Here is a 25,361-nt window from a genome sequence, read left to right as displayed (position 1 = left end):
TTAGGTCTCCGGCCGGGCGGCGTTGAGCTGGGCCAGGGTCAGGTGGCGGTCGAAGCGGCCCGCCAGGCTGCGGTCGTGGCTGACGAACAACAGGCCGGCGCCGGCGGCGGCGCACTCGGCGAACAGCAGCTGCAGAAAGGCGTCGCGGTGGTCGGTGTCGAGGGCCGAGGTGGGTTCGTCGGCGATCACCAGCTCCGGTTGGCCGATCAGCGCTCGCGCGGCGGCCACCCGCTGCTGCTGGCCGATGGACAGTTCGCGAGCGGGCCGCGTGGGCAGGCCGGGGTCGGTCAGGCCCAGGGCACGCAGTAGGGTGAGGGCCGCGCCCCGGGGATCACCGTGGCGCGTGCTGGCGCGTTCGCGGCGCAGTGTCGAGAACTGGCAAGGCAGCAGTACGTTGTCCAGCACCGAGAGAAAGGGCAGCAGGTTGAATTGCTGGAAGAGAAAGCCGCTGTGGTCGACACGAAAGCGGTCGCGCCGGGCGGTGGCGAGCTGGCCCAGGTCCTGCCCCAGCAGGCGCACCTGGCCGCGGCTGGGGCGCTGCACGCCGCCGAGCAGGGCGAGCAGGGTGGTCTTGCCGCTGCCCGAGGGGCCTTCGAGGAACAGCGTCTCGCCCGGCGCCAGGCTGAAGTGCCGGATGTCCAGGCACTCGCGCTGGCCGGGCCAGGCAAAGCCCAGGTCCTGGATCTCGACCAGGGGCGCGGTGGTCACGAGGTTCTCACCATTTCAGCCGGGGCTGCTGGGCGGTGAGTTCGGCACCCTGCTGGCCACTGGCGACGATGGCCTGGACCTCGACGCTGTGGCTGTTGGGAAAGCGGGCGAACCAGCCGGAAAGGTCCAGGCTGTCGAGGGCAGCGGGCTTGCTGCAGGTGAAGCTCATGCTGGCGTCCACGTCCAGATGGCCGCTGGCGCTGGAGTCCTTGGCGAACAGCGGGCTCTCCGCGCTGGCCTTGGCCAGCTGGCAACCGGCCGCGGCCGGCAGTTTCACCAGTGCCTGGGGCTGTTGCAGGGATTGCTGGAGGGCGGCGACGGCGTCTTTTTCCGCCTGGCTGTGTGGCGCGTGTTCGAAGCCCAGCAGATCGGCGGCGGGGCTGCTCCATTGCAGCTCCAGGCCGGTGTCGGTCTGGGCCAGGTCGAGATGGGATTCGCCATGGACGTGGGCACCGAGGGCACCGTGGTCGTGCTCGTCCTGGGTATCGTGGGCGAAGGCGGGTTGGGCGAGCGCGGCAGCGAGACAGAGGGACAACAGGGGCAGGCGCATGGGGGGCTTCCAGTGGGCGGCAAGGCGCTATGTTATGTTGTAGCTTTTCCGCGCCGCAACCCTGGTTTGGCGAAGGTCGATGGCTGTGGGAGCATGGGCCTTCGCAAGACGAGGAGAACACCATGGTACGCATCCGCGGAACCATCGGCAGCCAGCCCGTGGATCTCACGGTCGAGCTGGAAGATTCCGAATGGCAGCGCCTGGCCGCTGCGCTGCGGCCGCCGGAAGCGGTAGCCGCCCACGCGGCGGCTCCGGCGAGTGCGCCCAAGTCGGGCGGTGACATGCTGTGGGATCAGGTGGTGAAACTGCTCAGCTCCGCCGGGCGGCTCAGCGGACCGGACATTCTCGTGGCCCTGGAAAAGCTGACCGGCAATCTCGGGGTGGCCAAGCAACTGCTGGTGCGGCTGAGGCACAGTCCCCAGGTGCGCATGGAGCGGGTGGGGGAGGCGCAGTTCTATATCTGGCAGGGATGAGGCTGGAGCGGGGTAGTGGAAAACGCTGCGCGGTTTTCCACGCTACGGGATGTCCACCGCGCCGGGAGGGCTCTCGCGGCGGATAAGGCTGCGTCCGGGGTGACGCAGCCGTTGTCGACTGGCGCTTAGTACAGCGCCTGGTACAGCCGGCGGCGATAGGTGGCGACCAGCGGATGGTCGTTGCCCAGCAGATCGAAGACCTGCACCAGGGTCTTGCGCGGCAGGTCGTCGCCGTAGCCGCGGTTGCGGCGGAACAGCTCCAGCAGGCCGTCCAGCGCCGGTTCGTACTGCTGGCGGGCCAGTTGCTGCACGGCCAACTGGTAGGCGGCCTCGTCGTCATGGGCATCGCGGGCCAGGCGGCTCTTGAGGTCGGCGACCTCGGGCAGGCTGGCGGCCTGGCGCAGGAAGGTCAGCTGGGCACGAGCGCCCGCTAGGGCCTGCTTGTGCTCATCGCCTTTCACCGCGTCCAGCACCGCCTGGGCGTCGTCCAGTTCATTGCGCTCGGCCAGGCAGCGGGCATAGAGGATCAGGGCCAGGGCGTTGCTGTTGTCCTGCTCCAGCAGGGCCTTGAGCAGCGCCTCGGCCTCGGCGAAGCGACCTTCGGCGAACAGCGCCTGGGCCGCTTCCAGCGGATCTTCCTCGGCCGGCGGCAGGGCCTGGACGTGTGGTTCGAGCAGGGCACGGATGGCCGACTCGGGCTGGGCGCCGGCGAAGCCGTCCACCGGTTGGCCATCCTTGAACAGCACCACCGTGGGCAGGCTACGGATGCCGAATCTCATCACCAGCTCCTGCTCGATGTCGCAGTTGACCTTGGCCAGGTGCAGGGCGCCGCCGTAGGACTCGGTGATCTTGGCCAGCAGCGGCATCAGCACCTTGCAGGGCGCGCACCACTCGGCCCAGAAGTCCACCAGCACCGGGGTGGTGAAGGAGGTATCGATGACCTGCTGCTGGAAGGTGTCGAGGGTGGCGTCGAAAATGTAGGGGACCTGGCTCATGGCGGACTCGGCAAACGAAAGATGCACTATAGGTGGGGGCGCCGGGCTTGGAAACAAGGTGGTCCGGCTCAGCCCTGGTAGAGCGTCACGCGGCGGAATTCGTCCGGCTCGGCGAGATCCGGCAGGGTGCAGGCCTGGAGTTCGGCGAGGCGGGTGAAACCGGGGTGGACCAGGTCGCGTACCCGCGAGTCGGCCAGCAGGATTGCTGCGGCGCGATTCTGCAGATCTGCCAGCAACGGTAGATTGGCGCGATCGTAGAGGACATCGGCGGCGAGAATCAGCTCGAAGCGCTCGCGGCTGGCGTGGAGATCACCCAGGGTCTCGATGACCAGCTCGTTGGCCTGGGCGTTGGCGCGACAGGCCGCCAGCGCCAGCGGATCCAGGTCGCAGCAGACTACCCGCGCTGCGCCGGCCCGGGCGGCGGCGAGACCGGCGATGCCCGACCCGCTGCCGAAATCCAGTACCTGGCGCCCGCGGACTCGCTCGGGGTGGGCGGCGATCCAGCGCGCCAGGGCCAGGCCGCTGGCCCAGCAGAAGGCCCAGTAGGGTGGTGCCTCCAGCAGGCGTTGGGTTTCCGCGGGGGAAAAGGCCCGCACCATGTTGGCCGGGTCGATCAGCCACAGCGACAGGTCGCTGCCGGGCAGCCCCTGCAGGCAGAGGCGGGCGTCGCCCAGCAGCGTCGTCAGGGCGGCGGCGAGATCGTCTGGAGGCGTCACGGCGTCTGGTTCAACACCAGTTCGCCGAGATTCTGCGTGGTCGGCCCGCCGACGTTCACCGGCGGCAGGTAGCTGGCCAGTTGGCCAGCCTGGATCAGGCGGGCATGGAATTCCACCTTGAGGTCCGGGCGGGTGGGAAAGATGTCCGGGTTGAAGGGCAGGCGGAAAGCCAGGGGCGCGCCCTTGCCGGTCACCGTCTCGCTGGCCAGCAGCCGCTGCGGCAGGCCCTTGGCATTCACCGCCAGCAGGGCGATTTCCACCTGGGCGCCGGCCGGGACCAGGCCCTGGGCATTGCGCAGCACGCCGGAAATCTCGCGCAGGTTCGCCGGGGTGGGGGCACCGGTCACCGGGACCGGCTCTTCGGCCGGGGTGGCGGGGCGCGACGGCGTGGTTTCGGGCGGGCTGGAGCAGGCGGCGAGCAGGCTGGTGAGCAGCAGGGGCAGGAGCAGGCGTGGGGTCATGGCAGGATCCGTAGGTCGCGGCCCGCGAGGGCTGCACGGGGGGCTGGGGAGGGGCCGTCGAACTCAGTGCGCTCTTATAGCCCAGCGGCCCCTGGCTGTCGATTCGCCCGGTACCCGGAGGTTCCCGCCGGGGGACGTTGGGTTACCATGGAGGCTTTCCCTTCCGGCGGTCGACTCTCCCATGCATTGTCCCTTCTGCGGCGCCCACGACACCAAGGTCACGGATTCCCGGCTGGTTGCGGCCGGCGAGCAGGTGCGCCGGCGGCGTGAGTGTCTGGCCTGCCAGGAACGCTTCACCACCTTCGAGACCGCCGAGCTGGTCCTGCCACGGTTGATCAAGCAGGACGGCACCCGCCAGCCCTTCGACGAGGACAAGCTGCGGGCGGGCATGCAGCGCGCCCTGGAGAAGCGCCCGGTGAGCGTGGAGCGCCTGGAAGAGGCCATCGCCCTGATCAAGCACCGGCTGCGCGCCACCGGCGAGCGGGAGATCCGTTCGCGGGTGGTCGGCGAGTTGGTGATGGATGAATTGCGCAAGCTGGACCAGGTGGCCTACATCCGCTTCGCCTCCGTCTATCGGCAATTCCAGGACCTGGCCGAATTCCGCGACGAAATCGAGCGCCTGGCCCAGGATCCGGGCAAGCAGCCGGTATGAGCGAGGCGGACGTAGTGAACGACGAACACTGGATGGCCCGCGCCCTCGCCCTGGCGGCCCTCGGCCGCTATAGCACGGCGCCCAATCCGCGGGTGGGTTGCGTGATCGTCCGTGATGGCCAGGTGGTGGGCGAGGGCTGGCATCGCCAGGCCGGCGGGCCCCACGCCGAGGTGCATGCCCTGCGCCAGGCGGGTGAAGCCGCGCGTGGCGCCACCGCCTATGTCACCCTGGAGCCCTGCAGTCACCATGGCCGTACACCGCCCTGCGCCGATGCCCTGGTGGCGGCTGGCGTGGCCGTGGTGGTGGCGGCCATGACCGATCCCAATCCGCTGGTGGCCGGACGGGGCCTGGCGCGGCTCGCCGCGGCGGGCATCGCCACCCGCGCCGGGGTGCTGGAAGCCGAGGCGCGGGCGCTCAATGCCGGCTTCATCCAGCGCATGCTTACCGGCCGGCCCTTCGTGCGGGTCAAGCTGGCGCTGAGCCTGGATGGCCGCACCGCCATGGCCAATGGCGAGAGCCAGTGGATCACCGGTCCGGCGGCGCGCCAGAGTGTGCAGCGGCTGCGGGCCGAAGCCGGAGTAGTGATCACCGGTGCCGACACCGTGCTGGCCGACGGCGCCCGCCTGACCGTGCGTCAAGCCGAGTTGGGCCTGAGCGGGGAAGATTTGGCACTGGCCACCCTGCGCACGCCGCAGCGGCTGCTGGTGGATGGTCGCGGCCGGGTACCGCTCGAGGCCCCCTTCTTCCAGGCCGGTGCGGCGCGGGTCGCAGGCCTGGCCGCAGAGGATCCGGGCTATGCCGCCGCCGGTCACGACTACCTGGCATTGCCGGGCACTGCCGGTCAGGTCGACCTGGCAGCCCTGCTCACCCGGCTGGGCACCGAGCAGGTCAACGATGTCCTGGTGGAAGCCGGACCACGGCTCGCGGGGGCCTTCGCTTGGGCCGGCTTGGTCGATGAATATCACCTCTTCCTGGCGCCCAAATTCCTCGGTTCCAGCGCCCGGCCGTTGCTGGACTGGCCGCTGGAGCACCTGGCCGAGGCGCCGCAGCTCAGGATCGTTAGCGCGACTCCGGTCGGCGCGGATCTGCATCTGATCGCGCGGCCTGCCGGACAGGCCTGAGAACTCTGGTCCCCTGGCGGCAAACTGTGTTACAAAACCTGCGCCACCTTGGAGTGGCAAGTTCTCAGGGCGGGGTGCAATTCCCCACCGGCGGTAATGCCCGATTCGATCGGGACGAGCCCGCGAGCGCTCCTTCGTCCTCCGCGGCGAGGGAGGTCAGCAGACCCGGTTGGATCCCGGGGCCGACGGTCATAGTCCGGATGAGAGAGAACGGGATAGCCTCGCCTGACAGGGGTGCAAGCCCCTCGTCCGTCTGATTTCCCTTCTGTCCGTGCGCCCTGTTTTCTCACCGAAACAGGAGTTCGTCGATGTCTAGCTGCACTGCCTTTTCGGCTCCGCCTCTCGGAGGCCTGAGCTGATGTTCACCGGAATCATCGAAGCCCTCGGCGAGATCCGCGCCCTCACGCCCAAGGGCGGGGACGTGCGCCTCTACGTCGCCACCGGCAAGCTCGACCTTGCCGACGTCAAGCTCGGCGACAGCATCGCCGTCAACGGCGTCTGCCTCACGGCCGTGGAATTGCCCGGTGACGGCTTCTGGGCCGACGTCAGTCGCGAAACCCTGAGCCTCACCAGCCTGGGCGGCCTCAAGCCCGGCAGCCGGGTCAACCTGGAAAAGGCGCTGATGCCCACCAGCCGGCTCGGCGGCCACCTGGTCAGCGGCCACGTGGATGGCCTCGGCGAAGTGGTTTCCCGCGCCGATAACGCCCGCGCCGTGCAGTTCCGCCTGCGTGCGCCGGCGGAACTGGCGCGCTACATCGCCCTCAAGGGCTCGATCACCGTGGATGGCGTCAGCCTGACGGTGAACGCGGTGGACGGCGCCGAATTCGAGCTGACCATCGTGCCCCATACCCTCGGCGAGACCATCATGGCCGACTACCGCCCCGGGCGGCGGGTGAACCTGGAGGTGGACCTGCTGGCCCGCTACCTGGAGCGCCTGCTGCTGGGCGACAAGGCCGCCGAGTCCAGCAAGGGCGGCGTCACCGAACACTTTCTCGCCGAACACGGCTATCTGCAGCGCTAAGGACGACACCGTGGCACTTTCCAGCATCGAAGACATCATCCAGGACATCCGCGCGGGCAAGATGGTCATCCTCATGGACGACGAGGACCGCGAGAACGAAGGCGACATCATCATCGCCTCCGAATGCGTCACCGCCGAACACATCAACTTCATGGCCCGCCATGCCCGCGGCCTGATCTGCATGCCCATGAGCAAGGGCCTCTGCGAGCGCCTCAACCTGCCGATGATGGCCAGCCGCAACGCCTCCGGCTTCGGCACCAAGTTCACCGTCTCCATCGAGGCCGCCGAGGGCATCAGCACCGGCATCTCCGCCGCCGACCGCGCCCGTACCGTGCAGGCCGCCATCGCCAAGGACGCCAAGGCCGGCGACGTGGTCAGCCCCGGCCACATGTTCCCGCTGATGGCCCAGCCCGGTGGCGTGCTGGCCCGCGCCGGCCACACCGAGGCCGCCTGCGACCTGGCGCGCATGGCCGGCTTCGCCGAGAGCGGGGTGATCTGCGAGGTGATGAACGACGACGGCACCATGGCCCGTCGCGACGAACTCGAAGCCTTCGCCGAGCAGCATGATCTCAAGGTCGGCACCATCGCCGATCTCATCCACTACCGCCTGCTCCACGAGCACACCGTCAAGCGCATCGACGAGCAGCCGCTCGAGACCGAGCTCGGCCCGTTCAAGTTGGTGACCTACCGCGACGAGGTGGAGCGGGACGTCCACCTGGCGCTGATCCGCGGCGACCTGGCCAGCCAGGAGCTGCCGCTGGTGCGGGTGCACAACATGGACCCGCTGCGCGACCTGCTGCAGGTGCACCAGCCGGGCCGCTGGAGCCTGCGCAGCGCCATGGAGCGCGTCGCCCGCGAAGGCGCCGGCGTGGTGCTGCTGCTCGGCCATTCGCTGGAAGGCGACGACCTGCTGGCGCACCTGCGCGAGCCGCTGCCGGTACCCAAGGCGCTGTCGACCTACAGCACCGTCGGAGCCGGCTCGCAGATCCTGCGCGACCTGGGCATTCGACAGATGCGCCTGCTCAGCTCGCCGATGAAGTTCAACGCCATATCCGGCTTCGACCTGGAAGTAGTAGAATATCTGCCTCCTGAAGAATGACCCTTCCGCCTGGCGCGCCTGCCCGGGTGGTGTGGCGCGCTTCACCTGGATTTCCACGGACGGGCTGGCCCTCGCCAGCCCTCCGGCTCTTTGACAACTGGACCCGCACATGAACATCAAGACCTTTGAAGGCACCTTCATCGCTCCCCAGGGCCGCTTCGCCCTGGTGGTCGGCCGCTTCAACAGCTTCGTCGTCGAGAGCCTGCTGCAGGGCGCCATCGACGCCCTGGTGCGTCACGGCATCAAGCCGGACGACCTGACCATCATCCGCGTCCCCGGCGCCTTCGAGATCCCGCTGGCGGTGCAGAAGATCGCCCAGCGCGACGAATTCGACGCCATCATCGCCCTCGGCGCGGTGATCCGTGGCGGCACCCCCCACTTCGAATACGTGGCCGGCGAGTGCACCAAGGGCCTGGCCCAGGTCTCCATGGAATTCGGCGTCCCGGTGTCCTTCGGCGTCCTGACCGTCGATTCCATCGAGCAGGCCATCGAGCGCTCCGGCACCAAGGCCGGCAACAAGGGCGCCGAAGCCGCCCTGTCCGCCCTGGAAATGGTCAGCCTGCTGGCGCAGCTGGAGGCCAAGTGAGCGGCGATCTGACTCCGCCCGCGGCCGGCAAGCCCGCGGGCAAGAAGGCCCCCACCGGCAAACTGGCTGCCCGTCGCGAAGCGCGCAGCCTGTCGGTCCAGGCCCTGTACCAGTGGCACATGGCGGGCCAGGCGATCAACGAGATCGAGGCGCAGTTTCGCGTCGACAACGATTTCGCCAAGGTCGACGGCGCCTACTTCCACGAAATCCTCCACGGCGTGCCGGCCAACAAGGGCGAGATCGACGGTCTGATCCTGCCCTGCCTGGACCGCGCCATGGACGAGGTGGATCCGGTCGAGCTGGCCGTGCTGCGCCTGTCCTGCTACGAGCTGCTCAAGCGCATCGACGTGCCCTATCGCGTGGTGATCAACGAGGGCATCGAGCTGGCCAAGATCTTCGGCGCCACCGACGGCCACAAGTTCGTCAACGGCGTGCTGGACAAGCTGGCGCCCAAGCTGCGCAGCGCCGAGTTGCGCGGCAAGCGCTGAGTCGCTTGCGCCGGCATGGGTGAATTCGAACTCATCCGCCGCTATTTCGCCGCGGCGCCCTGCGCCCGCGGCGGTCCCGGCGTGGCCCTAGGCATCGGTGACGACTGCGCCCTGCTGGCGCTGGCACCCGGTGAGCAGCTGGCGGTTTCCACCGATACCCTGACCGCCGGGGTGCACTTTCCCGATCCCTGCCCGGACGCCTTCGCCCTCGGCCAGCGCGCCCTGGCGATTAGCGCCAGCGACCTGGCCGCCATGGGCGCCGCGCCCCTGGGCTTCACCCTGGCGCTGACCCTGCCGACCGTCGAACCGGCCTGGCTGGAAGCGTTGGCCAGGGGACTCGGCGCCATGGCCGAGCGGTGCGACCTGCGCCTGGTGGGCGGTGATACCACCCGCGGGCCGCTCTCTCTTACCCTCACGGTCTTCGGCCGGGTGCCAAGCGGGCAGGCCCTGCTGCGCAGCGGTGCGCGCCCGGGTGACCTGCTGTGCCTGGGCGGCGCGCCTGGCGAAGCGGGCGGGGCCTTGCCCTTCGTGCTGGGCCAGCGCGCGCCGTCCGGGCCTGCCAGTGAGCAGCTGCTGGCGCGCTACTGGGCGCCCCAGCCGCAATTCGCCCTCGGCCTCTGGCTGCGCGGCCGGGCGACGGCGGCCCAGGACGTCTCCGATGGCCTGGTGGCCGACTGTGGCCACATCGCCACCGCCTCCGGGGTGCGCCTGGTCGTGGAGGCGGCGCGGCTGCCGGTGAGTCCGGCCCTGGCCGAACTCTTTCCCGCCGACGAGGTGCTGCGCCTGGCCCTGGGCGCCGGCGACGACTATCTGCTGGTCTTCACCCTGCCGCCCGAGCAGGCGCCGGCCCTGGCCGCCGCCTGGCCCCAGGCGCAGGTGATCGGCCGGGTCGAGGCGGGCAGCGGGGTCACCGTGCTGGCCGCCGATGGCCAGCCCATGACCCTGGCGCAGACCGGTTTCCAACATTTCTAGCGCCCTGGCGCGGAGTCCCTTCCTTGAGCGAACAGCAAGCCCCCGCCCAGCCGGTCCCCCCTTCGGTCTGGCGTGATCCCTGGCATTTCCTGGCCTTTGGCCTGGGCTCCGGCACCCTGCCCAAGGCGCCCGGCACCTGGGGCTCGCTGATCGCCTTGCCCTTCGTGCCGCTGTGGCACCTGCTCAGCGGCTGGAGCTATCCGCTGCTGCTGGTGATCCTGACCCTGTTCGGCTGCTGGCTGTGCGGCAAGGTCGCCCGGGAGCTGGGGGTGCATGACCACGAGGGCATCGTCTGGGACGAGATGGTCGGCATCTGGATCACCTTCTGGCTGGCGCCACCGGGGTTGGTCTGGCTGTTGGTGGGTTTCGTCGCTTTCCGCGTGCTAGACATCTGCAAGCCCTGGCCAATCCGCTGGCTGGATGTCAATGTCCGCGGCGGCGTCGGCATCATGGTCGACGATGTGCTGGCCGGCGTGATCGCCTGGCTCGTGGTTCAGGGACTACATATCGGTTGGGGTCATCTCGTCGGCTGACGAGACACAGGCCCAAGGAGCAGGGCAGTGAAAAAACTGGGCGCGTACGGCCTCTTGTTGGCCGTCGGTACGCTCGCCTGGGCGCAGCCCCAGGTCAGGGTCGTGGGCTTGTTCAATGGTGCCGCGGTGGTCAACGTCAATGGCCAGCGCAAGCTGCTCAAGGTTGGGCAGCGGCTGGACGAGGTCGAGGTGGTCAGTGCGGATGCCCAGCAGGCGGTGCTGCGCATCGACGGCCGGAACCAGACCTTTACCCTCGACCGCGAATACAGCGACGGCTACACCGCGCCGCAGCGGCGTGAATTCAGCGTGCCGCGCAGCAACAACGGCCATTATCAGGTGACCGCCAACGTCAACGGCCGCCCGGTGTCGCTGCTGGTGGACACCGGCGCCACCAGCGTCGCCCTGAGTGGCGCCCAGGCCGATCAGCTCGGCATCTCCTATCGCGACGGCACCCCGGGCTGGGTGGAAACCGCCAGCGGCCACGCCCGCGCCTGGCGCACCACGCTCAAGCAGGTGCGCCTGGGTGACATCGAGGTGGTCGGGGTGGACGCCATGGTGCTGGAGGGCAACTACCCGAGCCAGGGCCTGCTCGGCATGAGCTTTCTCAACCGAGTCGGCTGGCGCGAGGCCCAGGGCATCTTCTACGTCCAGGCACGCTGATAGATCGTCCGGTATCGTCGTCATAACCCCTGGCGATGACGCCGGGGCCGGGGAAAAGGTTACAATGTACGTCTTTCCCCCTCAGGAGCCCGCAGGTGTCCGTCGTCTTTGTCGCCGCCTCCCAACTGCCTACCCCCTTCGGCCTGTTCACCATGCACGGTTTTCTCGACGAGACCGACGGCAAGGAGCACGTCGCCCTGACCTTCGGTGACGTGGACGACGGCGAGCCGGTGCTGGGACGGCTGCATTCCGAGTGCCTGACCGGCGACGCCCTGTTCAGCCTGAGATGTGACTGTGGCTTCCAGCTGGAAGCGGCGCTGCGCGCCATTGCCGAAGCCGGTCGGGGCGTGCTGCTCTATCTGCGCCAGGAAGGACGCGGCATCGGCCTGCTCAACAAGATCCGCGCCTACGAACTGCAGGATGCCGGTGCCGATACCGTGGAAGCCAACGAGCGCCTGGGCTTCGGGGCCGACCAGCGCACCTATGCCCTGTGCAAGCCGATGCTCGAGCACCTGGGGGTCAATTCGCTGCGGTTGATGACCAACAATCCGCGCAAGGTGAAGGCGCTCGAAGCCCTGGGGATCCCGGTCGCCGAGCGGGTTCCCCTGCAGGAAGGTCTCAATCCGCACAACCACCGCTACCTGGTGACCAAGGCCGGCAAGCTCGGCCACATGCTCGGCAACCTGCACCAGAACGAAGACAGCACGGAAAAGGCGCCCTAGGGCGCCTTTTTCTCAAGCGGTTGCAGGTCGCGCTCAGGCTTCCTTGCGCAGCCCGGCAGGTGGTGTCGCCAGGTCGGCCAAGGCCAAGCGCGCCCGTACCGCCCGCTCGATACCGGCCACGTCCAGCCCGCACTCGGCGAGCATCTCGGCCGGTTTGGCATGCTCAATATAGCTGTCCGGCAGGCCCAGGTTGAGCACCGGCTGGACCAGGGCGTTGGCCTGCAGGAATTCGTTGACCGCGCTGCCGGCGCCACCCATGACGCTGTTCTCCTCGACGGTGACCAGCAGGTCGTGGTCGGCGGCGAACTGGCGGATCAGGGCCTCGTCCAGCGGCTTGACGAATCTCATGTCGGCGACGCTGGCGTCCAGCCGCTCGGCGACCTGCAGGGCTTCGGTCAACTGCACGCCAAAAACCAGGAAGCCGACGGTGGGGCCGTTCTTCAGGCTGCTCTGCCGACGCACTACACCCTTGCCGATGGGCAGGGGTTCCAGGCCCGGGTCGAGGGCGGCATTGGGGCCGCTGCCACGGGGATAGCGCACCGCAGCCGGGCCCTGGTGGCGATAGCCGGTGGTGAGTAGCCGGCGCAGCTCGTTCTCGTCGCTGGGCGCCATGATCACCATGCCGGGGATGCAGCGCAGGTAGGCCAGGTCGAAGCTGCCGGCGTGGGTCGGGCCGTCTTCGCCCACCAGGCCGGCGCGGTCGATGGCGAAGAGCACATCGAGGTTCTGCACCGCCACGTCGTGGATCAGTTGGTCGTAGGCGCGCTGCAGGAAGGTGGAATAGATGGCCACCACCGGCTTCATGCCGTCACAGGCCAGGCCGGCGGCCAGGGTTACCGCATGCTGCTCGGCGATGGCCACATCGAAGTAGCGCTCGGGATAGCGTTCGGCGAAGCGGATCAGGTCGGAGCCTTCCTTCATCGCCGGGGTGATGCCCACCAGCTTGGCATCGGCGGCCGCCATGTCGCACAGCCAGTCGCCGAAGATGTTGGAGTACTTGGGCGCGCCCGGGCGCTTGGGCTTGGCGTCCAGCGGCTCCAGCTTGGTGATGGCGTGGTAGCCGATGGGGTCGGCTTCGGCGATGGACAGGCCCTTGCCCTTGCGGGTGATGACGTGGAGGAACTGCGGACCCTTGGCGTCGCGCAGGTTGCTCAGGGTACTGACCAGAGTCGGCAGGTCGTGGCCATCGATGGGGCCGATGTAGTTCCAGCCCAGTTCTTCGAACAGGGTGCCGGGCACCAGCATGCCCTTGGCGGCTTCTTCGGTACGGCGGGCGATTTCCCAGGCGCCGGGCAGCTTGGACAGCGCCTTCTTGCCGTTCTCGCGCAGGTGCTGGTAGGTGCGGCTGGAGAGCAGCCGCGCCAGGTAGTTGGACAGGCCACCGACGTTGCGCGAGATGGACATGTCGTTGTCGTTGAGCACCACCAGCATGTTGGCGCCGGTGTCCGAAGCGTGGTTGAGCGCCTCGAAGGCCATGCCCGCGGTCAGGGCGCCGTCGCCGATCACCGCCACCGATTTGCGCTCGATACCCTGCAGCTGGGCGGCGATGGCCATGCCGAGGGCGGCGCCGATGGAGGTGCTGGAGTGGCCGACGCCAAAGGTGTCGTACTCGCTCTCGCTACGCCGCGGGAAGGCGGCCAGGCCGTCCTTCTGGCGCAGGCTGGCCATGCCCTCGCGGCGACCGGTGAGGATCTTGTGCGGATAGGCCTGGTGGCCGACGTCCCACACCAGCCGGTCTTCCGGGGTATTGAAGACGTAGTGCAGGGCCACGGTCAGTTCGATGACGCCGAGGCCGGCGCCGAAGTGACCGCCGGTCTGGCCCACGGTCCACAGGAGAAAGGCGCGCAGTTCGTCAGCGACGGCTTCCAGCTCGGCGTCGCCGAGCTGGCGCAGCTGGACCGGCGAATCGATGCGGTCGAGCAGGGGCGTCGCGGGACGCTGGCGGGGAATCTCGTGAAACGTCTTGGGCATCTGGCTGATCACTTTGCGCAGAGAATTAGGCAGTTTACCCGATGCCCGCGTGGCATCCCAACAGCGGACAGGGCGTCTTGTTATGCCCCTGTGACAACGGACCCGGGGGCAAATGCGGCCCGGGTCACGAGTTTTTCCGCGGGCGAGCGCTCAGTTGCGCCGCTCGACGATGTAGCGGGCCAGGGCGCGCAGGGGTTCGGCGGGCTCGCCCAGGGGCTCGATGGCCGCCAGGGCGGTGTCGCGCAGTTCCAGGGCATAGGCCTTGGCCGCGTCCAGGCCGAGCAGGGCCGGGTAGGTCGGTTTGTCGCGGGCGAGGTCGGCGCCCTGGCGTTTGCCGAGGGTTTGCGTATCGCTCTCGATATCGAGGACATCGTCCCAGACCTGGAAGGCCAGGCCGATGGCCTCGGCATAGCGGGCCAGGGCCTCACGCTCGGCGGCACCGGCGGCTTCGCTGGCCAGGGCGCCGAGTTGCACGCTGGCGGCGATCAGGGCGCCGGTCTTGTGCAGGTGCATGGTTTCCAGCGCCGGCTGGTCGATACGGCGGCCGACCGACTCCAGGTCGATGGCCTGGCCGCCGACCATGCCGGCCGGGCCGCTGGCGCGCGCTAGTACCGCGACCATCTCCAGCCGTACCGCGGCGTCCTGGGGCGCCGCCAGCAGGGTCTCGAAAGCCAGGGTCTGCAGGCCGTCGCCGGCGAGGATGGCGCAGGCCTCGTCATAGGCCTTGTGGGTGGTGGGCCGGCCGCGGCGCAGGTCGTCGTCGTCCATGGCCGGCAGGTCGTCGTGGACCAGGGAATAGGCGTGGATCAGCTCCACCGCGCAGGCGGCCTGGTCGGCCCGCGCCGGATCGCCGCCCAGGGCTTCGCAGGCGGCATAGACCAGCAGCGGCCGCACCCGCTTGCCACCACCCATGACGCTGTAGGCCATGGCTGCATAGAGCCGGGCGAGTTCGGCGCGCGGGGCGGTGAAGAGCGGGGCAAGGGCGGTGTCGACGCGGGTCTGGCAGCGCTGCTGGTAGGCCTCGATCATGCGTCGTCCCCGACCGGGGCGAAGGGCGCGGCGCTGAGTTCGCCATCCTTCTCCAGCAGGATCTGCACCTTCTGCTCGGCCTGGGCCAGGGCGCCCTGGCATTCGCGGGTCAGGCGGATGCCCTGTTCGAAGGCGCCGAGGGAGTCCTCCAGGGACAGCTCGCCACTTTCCAGGCGTTCCACCAGGGTCTGCAACTCGGCCAGGGATTGTTCGAAGTCGGGAGCTTTCTTGCGGGCCATCGGGATTCTCGACAGAGGCGATCGGGTCGCGGGAAGGGGGCAACGGGTCGGCCATTGTGCCACAGCCATCGGCGCCGCTTGACGCCATGCCCGGCCAGGCCCTAGGGTAGCGGTCATGAAAACGCGCAGCCACCAACGGTCCAGCATTATTACCGCCATTACCTGATGGCGGGACAGCGTTAGCTGCGCAACCAGACCCGCCCAAGAGGCGGGTTTGTACTTTCTGACTCCTGGGCCCCGATGAAACACCCCAGGAGCCCGCCATGACCGCCCAGGAACCCGCCACCGATCTCTTGCAGCGCTATGCCCGCAAGATCCTCGAAGCCCCCGTCTACGACGTGGCGATCGAAACGCCCCTGCAACCGGCGCGAGCGCTGTCCGAGCGGCTCGGTTGCCAGGTGCTGCTCAAGCGCGAAGACCTGCAGCCAGTGTTCTCCTTCAAGATCCGCGGAGCCTACACCAAGCTGGCCAGCCTCTCGACCGCGGAAAAGGCCCGCGGCGTGATCGCCGCCAGCGCCGGCAACCACGCCCAGGGCCTGGCCCTGGCGGCCCGTGAGCTGGGCGTGCGGGCGATCATCGTCATGCCGCGCACCACCCCCGAGCTCAAGGTCATCGGCGTGCAATCCCGCGGCGGCGAGGTGGTGCTGCATGGCGACGCCTTCCCCGATGCCCTGGCCGAGGCCCTGCGCCTGGTCGAGGAGCAGGGCTACACCTTCGTACCGCCCTATGACGATCCCGACGTCATCGCCGGCCAGGGCACCGTGGCCATGGAGATCCTGCGCCAGCATCCCGGTCGCCTGGACGCCATCTTCGTCCCGGTGGGCGGCGGCGGCCTGATCGCCGGCATCGCCGCCTACGTGAAATATCTGCGCCCCGAGATCAAGGTCATCGGTGTCGAGCCGGACGATTCCAACTGCCTGCAGCAAGCCATGGCCGCCGATGAGCGCGTGGTGCTGCCGCGGGTAGGGCTGTTCGCCGACGGTGTGGCCGTGGCCCAGATCGGCCATCACACCTTCGAGATCTGCCGCCGCCATGTCGACGAGGTGATCACCGTCAGCAGCGACGAGATCTGCGCCGCGATCAAGGACATCTACGACGATACCCGCTCCGTCACCGAACCGGCCGGCGCCCTGGGCGTGGCCGGGATCAAGAAATACGCCGAGCGCGAGGGCTCGGCTGGCCAGGTGCTGGTGGCCATCGATTCGGGTGCCAACGTCAACTTCGACCGACTGCGCCACGTGGCCGAGCGCGCCGAACTGGGTGAACAGCGCGAAGCCATCATCGCCGTGACCATCCCCGAGCGGCCGGGCAGCTTCCGCGCCTTCTGCGAAGCCCTGGGTCGGCGGCAGATCACCGAATTCAACTATCGCTACCACACCGGCGAAGAGGCGCACATCTTCGTCGGGGTGCAGACCCATCCCCAGCGTGATCCGCGCGAGGCCTTGCTCCAGGGCCTGCGTGACCAGGGTTTCCCGGTGCTGGACCTGACCGACAACGAACTGGCCAAGCTGCATATCCGCCACACCGTGGGCGGCCACGCGGCGCGGGTGGATCAGGAACAGGTATTCCGCTTCGAATTCCCCGAGCGGCCCGGGGCGCTGTTCGATTTCCTCGAACGCCTGGGCGGCCGCTGGAACATCAGCATGTTTCATTACCGCAACCATGGCGCCGCCGATGGCCGGGTGTTCGCAGCGCTGGAAGCCAGCCAGGCCGAGCGGCCGGAGCTGTTGGCGACCCTGGATGCCATCGGCTATCGCTATTGGGACGAGACGGAGAATCCGGCGTATCGGTTGTTTATCGGGTGAGTCAGGGGAATTGCGGCCACGGTGGCCCGCCGATGCGGCCGCTCGCTAAAGACTGGAATCACACCGAATCGCGGCCATGGGCCGCTCCTACGGGATACCTCCATATCTTTAGGAGCGGTCGCTACGGCGCACCCGCATGGCCGCAATTAGCAAAAAACCAGATTTCCACAGGTGCAGGGTAGGGTGGATAACGGCGCAGCCTTATCCACCGTTGGTAGCTGAGCCTGTCAGTGGAAAACGCTGCGCGGTTTTCCACGCTACGGAGCCAGCCGTACCCTTCTCCCTCTGGAGAGAGCTGGGGTGAGGGCGACTAGACGCCAGAAGCCAATCTGTTGGGCTTCGCTGCGCTCAGCGCCAACCTACAGGAGCGGCTTCAGTCCGCGTCATACCTCGTGCTGAACGCCTGTACGAAGGCGTTGCGCAGGATATTGAAGAAGGCCTGCAGCGGGCTGATGTCCTGGTTCTTCACGCTGCCCGAGAGATCCACCCGGGTGGCGAACTGGGCGCGGGGCTGGTTTTTCAGCAGCGTCTGGGCGGTGCCGACCACGGCTTCCCAGGCGCTTTCCAGGGCGTTCTTGTTGCGATTCTCGACATCCTGCTGCCAGTCGAAGATGTCGACGTTCTTCATCAGCGGCTTGACGTAGCCGCTGAGCCGACCGTCCACCGCCTTGGCTTCCACCACTACATCGCCGCTGCCGGCGCGGAAATCGAACTTGCCGTAGGCGCGGGCGAAGTCGTTGAGCTTGGGCAGGTCGATGTCGGTCACCCGCAGACGGAAGTCGAAGTCGGTGAAATCCTTAAAGGGATCGAAGCGGGCACTGGCCTCCAGCGGCGCGCTGCCGAGGATGGCGGCCTTGCCCTCGAAGCGGGCGATGCGTTCGCCCCTGGCATCCGCGGCGTTGGTCAGGTTGTAGAGGCTGGCATTGACGTCGGTGGCCGCCAGATTCACCTGGGGCTTGGAGTTGAAGTTGCGGAAGGTCACCCGCCCATCCACCACCCGCACCTCGTCGAGGGTGATGGAGATGAGCTTGTCCACCTGGTCCTGCCAGTCGGTGCCTTCGCCGGTCTGCGACTGTTCCTTGCGCGCGCCGCCATCGACGAAGTTGAGCTCGGGACGTTCGAAGACGATACGGCCGACGATGGCATGCTCCTGCCACAGCGAACGCCAGCTCACCGCGATGTCGATGCCGGGTGCCTTGAGGAAGGGCACCGGCACCTTGCCGTTGACCTTCACGATTTCCAGCCCCTCGACGCGATAGGCGCCGCGCCACCAGGCCAGGTCCACGTCGGTGACCTGGCCGCGATAGTCGCCCATGTCCGCCAGCTTCTCATTGAGGTAATGACGGATCACCAGGGGCGCGGCCAGGTGCAGGCACAGCAGCAGGACGATCAGACCGATGAGGACGTAAAGGGGCAGGCGCAGGCGGCGGGTCATGGTGGCGGCTCGGGACGGACTCGTTACCGGTCGACCCTCCGCGGCAGGCCTGAGTTTCTCGCAGGTGGGCCTGGTCGGTTGATCGGGGAGCGCTAGGGAGAACGAAAGGCTCTGTCCTGGCGTCTGGCCGTCAGCGGACGGCCAAGCCAGTCGTCGGACCGCTGCGCTACGGCGGTGAAGCCTGACGGGCAGGCGCAAAAAAGCCGGCTTGTGGCCGGCTTATTTACAATGCAAGCACTTGATTTCATTGGGTAAATAGGAAAGCTATCTTATCAATCCACACATTTACCCACACCTTGGCGTTGTATCTAACACGGCGGAATCGCACAGTAGAGGAATCCGGTACATCTCCCGCCACGCTAGCAGCTTTGGTAGCTACCTTAACGGATTGTCAAAGCCAATTTGGACATTATTCAAAAAATTAGTGCAGCACGAGTCGTGGCGAAGCCTGGTGCTTAGGTATTTGCTTCAACCGGCGCTCATGGTTTTGGTGGGTCTGCTTATGCACCAAATCTTTACGGAACGTACGCAACTTGGCGTCCACGAAGTTGCCAGCTTTCCTGGCCCATGAAGACAAATACTTCTCTTTTTAGATCGCTGTTGTAGTGATGCGCCGGGTATGGAAGTACCGTGCTGGATACGGGTTGCTCTTGACTAGAAGGTTTCAGTTCATATTTGGGATGAGTGCGGTTTATTTAAGTTTTTAAGTGTTTTATGAAAAGTGAAATTTGCCAAGGGCTTGACTCTTGTTAAAATATAAAAGGAGCTAGCTTTTAGTCAAAAGCAAATTCACTTCAGTTTCCATTGCTACAAGAGCTTCAACTACCTGTGCTCGCTTCAGATCGTGTTTTCGGGATAGTGCTTCAAGCTGGGCTATCGTCTCTTTGGAAAGTAAGAGGTTGACCTGTTTCTTGTCTGCAGTACGTTCATCAAATTGTTTTTTACTCCAGCGTTTCTTTATATCTCGAATAATGGCCTTTCGTTCGTAAGAGCCTACATTGATTTTGTCGAAAAAGATCAGGAGCTCTTGGTGGTTATCGATGGGCATTTGAAAGCGTGGCATTGGAAGGTAATTCTTCTCAAGCCATTCCCAGGCACAAATACATCGCTTTGAGCCTTCTTTTTTATCTGAAAACCATTCGAGTTCAACATCCTTGGCTTGATGCGTTTTCCAATCGGAATGAAGATATTTGAGTTTGCGCTCTTTTACGGCTATGTCGATTTTCCAGAGGTCAATTATACCGATGAGATAATCTTTGCCGGTAAGGCGAGTTGAGCGGGGAGGTAGTCTTATTCCTCTGAGATTTTCGACTGCACGGGTCAGCCATAAAATCTGTCGTTCATCATTTGCAATCCAAGACAATGTTGCATCTGGAAGGAGGTATTTATCTCTTTCTAAAGCGAGAGGGGGGTAAATAAACTCAAGGCTTTCCAATGCCTTTGCTATTTCTTTACGCATCGTCTCGCCATTACATGTGTGTAGGGGTAGATCCAATCCTTTTTCCAGGCGGAGGTATAGCCACAGCCAAATTTCACGCCGTGAACTTTGATGTGATGTTCCCAGTGCCTCGCCTAGGATTTCGTCTTCTTCACGATTTACGCGGTCTTCATCTTTCACTTTAGTTAAGTCCCCATAAAGGCTGTTGTGCATAAAATCATATGTCTGTTTGTCAATTCTAGTATGGTTCTATACTCGTAATTGAGTGATTCTAGTGCGATTCTAGAATAATTCTATGCCGATTTTACTATAGTTCTATAGTTTTTTCGACAGGTAAAAGGTAGCTGGAGTGCCTATGAAACGGGTGTTTTTAAAACCCTTATACGTTAATCCTCTTTTTTTGGAAGCGGCTTGCGTTGACTTGAGTAGGCGTTGGCGATGAGTTCGAGCCACCTTAGTGTTAGTGCTTAAGTAAGCGTAATATGAGAAATGGTGTAGGCAGAAAATGGCAAGGCTTCATTAGCGTAAGGCTTAGAGCCTGAGGTCTCTATGATTAGTATAAGCGAGTGCAATAGACGGCGTTTGCTAAGAACTCCCGGTGATTTATTACCAGGCTCGCCAATCCTCTGAGCTATATAGAGGAGCCTGCTCATGCGAATCATCCGTCTTAAAGAGGTAATTGACTCGACCGGCCTAGCACGGTCCACCATCTACAAATACGTTGGAGAAGGCACCTTTCCCAAGCCGGTCTCGTTGGGCGATCGCTGCGTCGGCTGGGTTGATAGCGAAATACAAGACTGGATCCTGGCGAAGATTGAGGAGCGGGATATCTCCTAGGCAGATACCGCGGTCTTATTGATAAGTAAAGCTCTGCGAATTAAGGAATAGACGCCATGATCAGTCCAGGCTGATCATGGCGTTTATGCCTTGTGAATAGTTCAAAATTATCAACTAACTCTCCTGGACTGCTTTTCTGTAAATCGCTCGTAAAGCACGGGGACTTTGCTATTGATTGTAAGGTTTTACTGGTTAATTAACGTAGGGCAAAGATGCATCTATTTATATATCAATGGAATGATCGATGATTACTGGCTCTGGAGTAAGATTTAAGGTCGTATATGCTGCTAGCGACAGTGGGCGTTTGTGGTTGGTAAAAATAAATATCTGCTGCACCTGATATGCAAAATAATCTTGTCAGGTGCCCACCATGCTCAGTCAAAAACGTTGTGTTCAGCTCTCTCAGGCTGACGTAGCTTTCCAAATTGCGTCATTAATTGAGCAGGTCGAGAATTGCGAAACACCTGCCTTCAGAGTTAAACAAAATCACTCTGGCTACGAGCGATTTGAAGTTACTAGAATTTCCCATCGTCTAACCTACGCTACGCAGATGTTTGATCTGTTTGACGATCAGGTAGCCTATGACTACAGCGAACATCTACAGGTATTCTGGAATGCATGCCATGACATTGGCCTTGAGCGCTCCAGTGATGGTCCTGTCTGCCTCAACGAAAGTGGTACGGCATACCTGAATCACTATCAAAGCATGAACGTCCTCGTCGCACGAATTCGTCAGCTCACCCGGCAACAACGGTATAGGCGCAGCAAGGTTGTGCGTCGAGAATTAGCCAAGCGACAAGCTCGGGAAATCACGGAATACACCCAAGCGGTTATGGATAGATACTCACGTACGACCGTCTTAAGGGTGAATTTCTACTACCGTACCAAGTGCCATTCTAGGTTACGAGTCGAGCATGTCTTCGATGATCTGGACGCCATGATTGCCAAGCACAGTCGTCGCTCGGTGTTCGATCACCTCATCGGCTATGCCTATGCAGTGGAGCAGGGCGAGCGCACAGGTGGGCGCGGTTACCATATACACGCTGCCTACTTCTTCAACGGCAACAAGATTTCCTGTGATATCTATAAGGCAAGCGAAATTTGCCGAATGTGGGAAGAGGTCACAGGCAGCCAGGGGTATGCGCACAGCAGTAATCAAGGGTTGCCCTCTGACTTTAAGCGAGGCGTTGGATGTATCCAAAGAAACGACAAGCTGACTCGGGAGGAGACCTACAAGCGTATGAGGTATTTAGTCAAGCTTGATCAGCCCTTACACCTAAAGCCGAATGGAGCTCGCACCTTGCGTCGGGGAATTCTCAGGTCATTCTGATGAAAATAGGTGAATCAGCAGGTCAGCTAGGTCAGTGGCATGTGAGATTGGCATTTAGGGTCGTGTAGCTGTTCAATACTTGCCCCGGGCCTTTTTTGGCTCGGACGAATTGCGGTAGGCCGCGAACAGCTGGGCTATCTCGGATCGAAGCTGACCGAAATTGAACGCGTCCCTTAGCCGGGCTGGACGGGAAAGCTGTCGATTGCATCCATAACGGACGCCGGATACTTAGATTTGACATCCACGTGCTCTGGCCCCTCGACCTTAGCACATAGAGGATTTGTTCAGGGAAAAGCTAGCAAGCGACGGTCTGGACTGGAGCATCCTCCGGCCTGACGTGGTGGTGGGCGACATTGCCGGCAATCCGATGAACATCGCCATGATGATCGGTGTATTTGCCTCACTGAGCAAGCAGGCAGGTGTGCCCCTGCGTTTCCCTGGCTCCATGCGCACCTATCGGGAGGTCGTCGCCCAGCTTACCGACGCCCATTGGCTGGCCCGCGCGAGCATCTAGGCCGCGCTGGCGCCTACCGCCCGCAACGAAGCTTTCAACCTGGTAGGGGAGCCTTTCCGCTGGGAGCGCATCTGGATCAAGATCGCCGAAGCGCTGGATATGGATGTCGCGACGCCTCAGCCGTTCTCGCTTGCCAAGCATATGCCTGGTAAGGCGAAGGACTGGGAGCAGCTGGCAGCCAAGCATGAGTTGAAGTCCTTGCCCTATGAAAAGCTGGTCGGCTGGACGTTCGGCGATTTCATCTTCAACACCGAATTAGACATGATCTCGGAGATGAACAAGATCCGTCGTGCCGGATTCACTGAGGTGGTGAACAACGAAGAAATCATGGTAAGTGCCCTGAAGCGTCTTACTAAGAAGGGATTTTCCCCGCTCATAGAGTGAATACAGCATTGTGGTAGTCAGAGTCTGGGGCACCTTACCGCCGATGTTCAGAACGATGCAGTTACCGCTCCGTGCCCTCACCGTTACGCCAGCTGCTAATACTGGCGTAACGGTAAGCGCCTGCTCCGGGTCATTAGCGCTATCTAATGCCGGTATGTTTGTTCCAAGGAATAACAACGGCTGGCAGGTCTTCTGCAAAACTGAACGCCCTTTCCCAAATCTGCCTGCGATGCCGTTTGCGTAGCGCCAATCCTTAAACTGCAGCTCGCTATGGGGTGGATGGAGCGTTTTAGATCGGCAAGCGCAGCAGCTCCAGTGTCTGGTGCATGACTTGGGCGTGGGCCTGAGCGCCGCCACCTTGCTGTTCTATGCGGCCCAACTGGGACGAGGCCTCCACCACCAGGCTGGCGCGGTCGTAGTGACGACCGGCATAGGCGCTCAGGGCGCCCGCCAGGGAATGGCGCCGCGCCAGCTCCTCGGCCAGGATGATCGCGCCTTCCATGGCGATACCGGCGCCGGAGGCCAGTTGCGGCGTGGTGGCGTGGACCGTGTCGCCCAGCAGGACCAGTCGTCCGCGGTGCCAGGGGGCGGGGATCATATGGCCGGCCAGGGGACGATAGAGTAGCTGAGGCTCGGGTAAGCTCCCGTCGAGCAGGCCCCGGCGGATATCGGCCAATTCCCCGCTGAAGGGCGTCAGGAGTTCGGCGAGAATTTCCGGCCAGACCGCGGGCGGAATGAATTCCTGCCCGTCGCGTCGCTCCAGCAGGTAGAGGTAGCAGTGATCCGGGCTGATGGGGTTTACCCCGGCCTTGATCCGGTCGCTCAGGTACATGGTGGAGTTCTCGTGCAGTCGCGGCACGATAAGCCGCCAACAGCCCTGCCCGGTGAACACCGGGCCGGCGAAGTCTGGCAACACCAGGCGGCGTAGCGCGGAATTGACGCCGTCGGCGCCTATCACCAGATCGTAGCGACGCTCACTGCCATCGCTGAACAAGACGTTCACGCCATCCGCGTCCTGGGTGAGACGTTCGAAGCTGATGCCGAGCCGGACAGTGGCACCCGCGGCACGGGTGGCGGTGGCGAGAATGTCGGCCAGCACCGGGCGCGGGATGCCAGCCGCGCTGGGCAGGTCCTCGGCGCCGACCGCTGGCGCGAGGGGCACGGTGCGGAGCAATTCGCCCTGAGCGTTGCGCAGATCAATGGCGCGCCACCAGCCGCCGCGGCGCAAGACCTCGTCCACCACGCCGATCGCGCGCAGTGCGCGCAGGCTGGGTCCGCTGATGGTGATACCGGCGCCGTCCGGCGCCCAGGCGGGATTGATCTCGACCAGTTCCACCGCGATGCCCTGCTTGCGCAACTGGATCGCGGCGCTCATGCCGCCGATTCCACCACCGACGATCAGCGCGTTCTCGATAAGAGCCATGATGCTTCTCCTGTGGATCAGGCGACGACGCCACCCAGCCGTTCGGCCAGCCAGTCGGCGATGAGATTGCCGGCGTTGTTGGGGTTATCCAGCGAGCTGTGCTCGACTCCCCCTTCGCGCGCGGTGAACACCAGCAGTTCACGGTCCTGGCTGTTCACCAACTGGTCGTAGGTCCGCTGGGCGTAGTGCAGCGGAATCTGCCGGTCGTGCTCGCCGTGGGTGACCAGGAAGGGCACCTGGATACGATCCAGGATGCCGTCCAGGTGCATGGCTTCGGCCTTGGTCAGGAAGTCGTCGAGATCCTTGGCGCCGAAGACCCATTGCACGTGCTGCCAGTAGTGGGGCACCGGATTCTCCCCCTCACGGCGCCGCCGCGCCTGCTGCACTGCGCGCCAGTCGTGATTGGCGCCCCAGACCGCGCCACAGGCGAAGCGCGGCTCGAAGGCTACCGCCCGCGGGCAGTAGTAGCCGCCCAGGGAGACGCCGAGGGCGCCGATGCGCTTCGCGTCCACTTCCGGATGGTCTTCCAGCCAGTCGACGATGGGCGAGGCCCAGGCTTCGCTGTCGAAGCGTGCCGGCAGTCCGTGCAAACGCAGCGCCTCGCCGGTCCCTGGCTGATCGACGAACAGGGCGGACAGCCCGCGCTGGGGGAAATGCCGCCCCATGACGCTCTTCTGCAGCATCTCCTTGGTGCTGTCGAGGCCGTTCATGACCACCACGATGGGTGCCTTGGCGCCAGGCGGCAGGCCCTCGGCGCGTACGTACAGGGCGCTCAGGTGGGCATCGCCATAGGGGATCTCCACGCGCTGGCAATTCTCCCGACCGAGCTGCCGAGCGCGTTCGAACAGTTCCAGCGAGCGCTGGTACAGCGCCAGGCGATGCGCGAAGCCGTGGGCCTGCATCCGCTCGGCGATGCCGTAGTAGAGCGCCGCACGACCCAGCTTTTCACCCGCCGACAGGCGACGGCCACGTGCCAGGTCGTCTTCGGAGAGCGCTAGCAAGCGGTCGCCGCCCTCTTTCCAGGCCGCATAGAAGGCCTCGGTACCGGGATCGTCGCCGCCGAGGGCGGCATCGCGCAGCGGCGCACACATGGCGTCTACCTCGCCGATGTTACCGCCATGGGTCAGGGCGATCATCGTCGAGAGACTCCAGACATAGTTGGAGGGGAAGTACTGGAACATGGGATGAACCTCGTGCGG

28 protein-coding genes and 1 riboswitch are annotated in these 25,361 nt (G+C 64.5%); of the genes, 16 read left to right on the top strand and 12 right to left on the bottom strand.

The window, feature by feature from the left end:
* Positions 1-708, bottom strand: coding sequence for an ABC transporter ATP-binding protein (locus ACYJP6_RS08940; protein ID WP_459474686.1), 708 nt, complete (start codon positions 706-708; stop codon positions 1-3).
* Between the two features lie 7 nt (positions 709-715).
* The gene (locus ACYJP6_RS08935; RefSeq protein ID WP_459474685.1) at positions 716-1,258 is read right to left on the bottom strand and encodes a ZrgA family zinc uptake protein; all 543 of its coding nucleotides are present in this window, start codon (positions 1,256-1,258) and stop codon (positions 716-718) included.
* Between the two features lie 122 nt (positions 1,259-1,380).
* Between ACYJP6_RS08935 and ACYJP6_RS08930 the strand changes: the two genes are divergently transcribed.
* Complete coding sequence (locus tag ACYJP6_RS08930; RefSeq protein ID WP_459474684.1) at positions 1,381-1,731, top strand: hypothetical protein; 351 nt, start codon at positions 1,381-1,383, stop codon at positions 1,729-1,731.
* Positions 1,732-1,856: 125 nt separating this feature from the next.
* On the opposite strand, the gene trxA is transcribed toward ACYJP6_RS08930, so the two are convergent.
* From trxA to ACYJP6_RS08915, 3 genes are all read right to left on the bottom strand, one after another.
* The gene (gene trxA / locus ACYJP6_RS08925; RefSeq protein ID WP_459474683.1) at positions 1,857-2,726 is read right to left on the bottom strand and encodes a thioredoxin; all 870 of its coding nucleotides are present in this window, start codon (positions 2,724-2,726) and stop codon (positions 1,857-1,859) included.
* Between the two features lie 68 nt (positions 2,727-2,794).
* Positions 2,795-3,442, bottom strand: coding sequence for a class I SAM-dependent methyltransferase (locus ACYJP6_RS08920; protein ID WP_459474682.1), 648 nt, complete (start codon positions 3,440-3,442; stop codon positions 2,795-2,797).
* Positions 3,439-3,903 carry a YbaY family lipoprotein gene (locus ACYJP6_RS08915; RefSeq protein ID WP_459474681.1) on the bottom strand — a complete coding sequence of 155 codons (465 nt, stop codon included), beginning with the start codon at positions 3,901-3,903 and terminating at the stop codon, positions 3,439-3,441. The genes ACYJP6_RS08920 and ACYJP6_RS08915 overlap by 4 nt, the downstream gene beginning before the upstream one ends.
* A 181-nt stretch (positions 3,904-4,084) precedes the next feature.
* Here ACYJP6_RS08915 and nrdR point away from each other — a divergent pair, with 181 nt between their 5' ends.
* From nrdR to ribA, 10 genes are all read left to right on the top strand, one after another.
* Entirely contained in the window at positions 4,085-4,555 is a 471-nt protein-coding gene (gene nrdR, locus ACYJP6_RS08910; protein ID WP_007161213.1) for a transcriptional regulator NrdR, read from the top strand.
* The gene (gene ribD, locus ACYJP6_RS08905) at positions 4,552-5,676 is read left to right on the top strand and encodes a bifunctional diaminohydroxyphosphoribosylaminopyrimidine deaminase/5-amino-6-(5-phosphoribosylamino)uracil reductase RibD (protein ID WP_459474680.1); all 1,125 of its coding nucleotides are present in this window, start codon (positions 4,552-4,554) and stop codon (positions 5,674-5,676) included. The genes nrdR and ribD overlap by 4 nt, the downstream gene beginning before the upstream one ends.
* Before the next feature lie 56 nt (positions 5,677-5,732).
* Positions 5,733-5,892: riboswitch (FMN riboswitch) on the top strand.
* 142 nt (positions 5,893-6,034) lie between these two features.
* Complete coding sequence (locus tag ACYJP6_RS08900; RefSeq protein ID WP_007161211.1) at positions 6,035-6,697, top strand: riboflavin synthase; 663 nt, start codon at positions 6,035-6,037, stop codon at positions 6,695-6,697.
* A gap of 10 nt (positions 6,698-6,707) precedes the next feature.
* Entirely contained in the window at positions 6,708-7,796 is a 1,089-nt protein-coding gene (ribBA, locus tag ACYJP6_RS08895; protein WP_459474679.1) for a bifunctional 3,4-dihydroxy-2-butanone-4-phosphate synthase/GTP cyclohydrolase II, read from the top strand.
* Positions 7,797-7,905: 109 nt separating this feature from the next.
* Positions 7,906-8,382 carry a 6,7-dimethyl-8-ribityllumazine synthase gene (ribH, locus tag ACYJP6_RS08890; protein ID WP_007161209.1) on the top strand — a complete coding sequence of 159 codons (477 nt, stop codon included), beginning with the start codon at positions 7,906-7,908 and terminating at the stop codon, positions 8,380-8,382.
* 8 nt (positions 8,383-8,390) lie between these two features.
* Positions 8,391-8,870: a transcription antitermination factor NusB gene (gene nusB / locus ACYJP6_RS08885; protein WP_027599169.1), complete on the top strand. Its 480-nt coding sequence runs from the start codon at positions 8,391-8,393 to the stop codon at positions 8,868-8,870.
* 15 nt (positions 8,871-8,885) lie between these two features.
* Positions 8,886-9,842, top strand: coding sequence for a thiamine-phosphate kinase (gene thiL, locus ACYJP6_RS08880; protein WP_459474678.1), 957 nt, complete (start codon positions 8,886-8,888; stop codon positions 9,840-9,842).
* Between the two features lie 23 nt (positions 9,843-9,865).
* On the top strand, positions 9,866-10,375 hold the full coding sequence (locus ACYJP6_RS08875) for a phosphatidylglycerophosphatase A family protein (RefSeq protein ID WP_459474677.1): 510 nt from the start codon (positions 9,866-9,868) through the stop codon (positions 10,373-10,375).
* A 27-nt stretch (positions 10,376-10,402) separates the two neighbouring features.
* Entirely contained in the window at positions 10,403-11,035 is a 633-nt protein-coding gene (locus ACYJP6_RS08870; RefSeq protein WP_459474676.1) for a retropepsin-like aspartic protease family protein, read from the top strand.
* A gap of 95 nt (positions 11,036-11,130) precedes the next feature.
* On the top strand, positions 11,131-11,757 hold the full coding sequence (gene ribA, locus ACYJP6_RS08865) for a GTP cyclohydrolase II (RefSeq protein WP_459474675.1): 627 nt from the start codon (positions 11,131-11,133) through the stop codon (positions 11,755-11,757).
* A 33-nt stretch (positions 11,758-11,790) separates the two neighbouring features.
* Here ribA and dxs read toward each other — a convergent pair whose 3' ends face one another.
* The 3 genes from dxs to ACYJP6_RS08850 form a co-directional block, all read right to left on the bottom strand.
* On the bottom strand, positions 11,791-13,728 hold the full coding sequence (gene dxs / locus ACYJP6_RS08860) for a 1-deoxy-D-xylulose-5-phosphate synthase (protein WP_459474674.1): 1,938 nt from the start codon (positions 13,726-13,728) through the stop codon (positions 11,791-11,793).
* Positions 13,729-13,878: 150 nt separating this feature from the next.
* Entirely contained in the window at positions 13,879-14,757 is an 879-nt protein-coding gene (locus ACYJP6_RS08855) for a polyprenyl synthetase family protein (RefSeq protein ID WP_459474673.1), read from the bottom strand.
* A complete protein-coding gene (locus tag ACYJP6_RS08850; RefSeq protein ID WP_007161201.1) occupies positions 14,754-14,996 on the bottom strand; it encodes an exodeoxyribonuclease VII small subunit in 243 nt (80 codons plus the stop codon). The genes ACYJP6_RS08855 and ACYJP6_RS08850 overlap by 4 nt, the downstream gene beginning before the upstream one ends.
* 263 nt (positions 14,997-15,259) lie before the next feature.
* On the opposite strand from ACYJP6_RS08850, the gene ilvA reads away from it, so the two are divergent.
* The gene (ilvA, locus tag ACYJP6_RS08845; RefSeq protein WP_459474671.1) at positions 15,260-16,801 is read left to right on the top strand and encodes a threonine ammonia-lyase, biosynthetic; all 1,542 of its coding nucleotides are present in this window, start codon (positions 15,260-15,262) and stop codon (positions 16,799-16,801) included.
* A gap of 373 nt (positions 16,802-17,174) precedes the next feature.
* Here the strand turns inward: ilvA and ACYJP6_RS08840 are convergent, their stop codons facing one another.
* Entirely contained in the window at positions 17,175-18,236 is a 1,062-nt protein-coding gene (locus ACYJP6_RS08840) for an AsmA family protein (protein ID WP_459474670.1), read from the bottom strand.
* A gap of 766 nt (positions 18,237-19,002) precedes the next feature.
* Positions 19,003-19,854: a hypothetical protein gene (locus ACYJP6_RS08835; RefSeq protein WP_459474668.1), complete on the bottom strand. Its 852-nt coding sequence runs from the start codon at positions 19,852-19,854 to the stop codon at positions 19,003-19,005.
* A 471-nt stretch (positions 19,855-20,325) separates the two neighbouring features.
* Between ACYJP6_RS08835 and ACYJP6_RS08830 the strand changes: the two genes are divergently transcribed.
* The 4 genes from ACYJP6_RS08830 (at position 20,326) to ACYJP6_RS08815 (ending at position 22,739) form a co-directional block, all read left to right on the top strand.
* Positions 20,326-20,511, top strand: coding sequence for a helix-turn-helix transcriptional regulator (locus ACYJP6_RS08830; RefSeq protein ID WP_459474667.1), 186 nt, complete (start codon positions 20,326-20,328; stop codon positions 20,509-20,511).
* Positions 20,512-20,881: 370 nt separating this feature from the next.
* Entirely contained in the window at positions 20,882-21,841 is a 960-nt protein-coding gene (locus ACYJP6_RS08825; RefSeq protein WP_459474666.1) for a YagK/YfjJ domain-containing protein, read from the top strand.
* A 280-nt stretch (positions 21,842-22,121) separates the two neighbouring features.
* Positions 22,122-22,355, top strand: a complete 234-nt coding sequence (locus ACYJP6_RS08820) for a hypothetical protein (RefSeq protein ID WP_459474665.1) — start codon at positions 22,122-22,124, stop codon at positions 22,353-22,355.
* Positions 22,356-22,454: 99 nt separating this feature from the next.
* Entirely contained in the window at positions 22,455-22,739 is a 285-nt protein-coding gene (locus ACYJP6_RS08815; protein ID WP_459474664.1) for a hypothetical protein, read from the top strand.
* A 289-nt stretch (positions 22,740-23,028) separates the two neighbouring features.
* Here ACYJP6_RS08815 and ACYJP6_RS08810 read toward each other — a convergent pair whose 3' ends face one another.
* Positions 23,029-24,162 carry an FAD-dependent oxidoreductase gene (locus ACYJP6_RS08810; RefSeq protein WP_459474663.1) on the bottom strand — a complete coding sequence of 378 codons (1,134 nt, stop codon included), beginning with the start codon at positions 24,160-24,162 and terminating at the stop codon, positions 23,029-23,031.
* Positions 24,163-24,179: 17 nt separating this feature from the next.
* A complete protein-coding gene (locus ACYJP6_RS08805; RefSeq protein WP_459474662.1) occupies positions 24,180-25,343 on the bottom strand; it encodes an alpha/beta hydrolase family protein in 1,164 nt (387 codons plus the stop codon).
* Positions 25,344-25,361: the final 18 nt, after the last annotated feature.

It is taken from the genome of Pseudomonas sp. No.117, assembly GCF_054558395.1.
The sequence above is the reverse complement of the archived record's forward strand: the minus strand, read 5'-3'. Positions and strand labels throughout refer to the sequence as shown.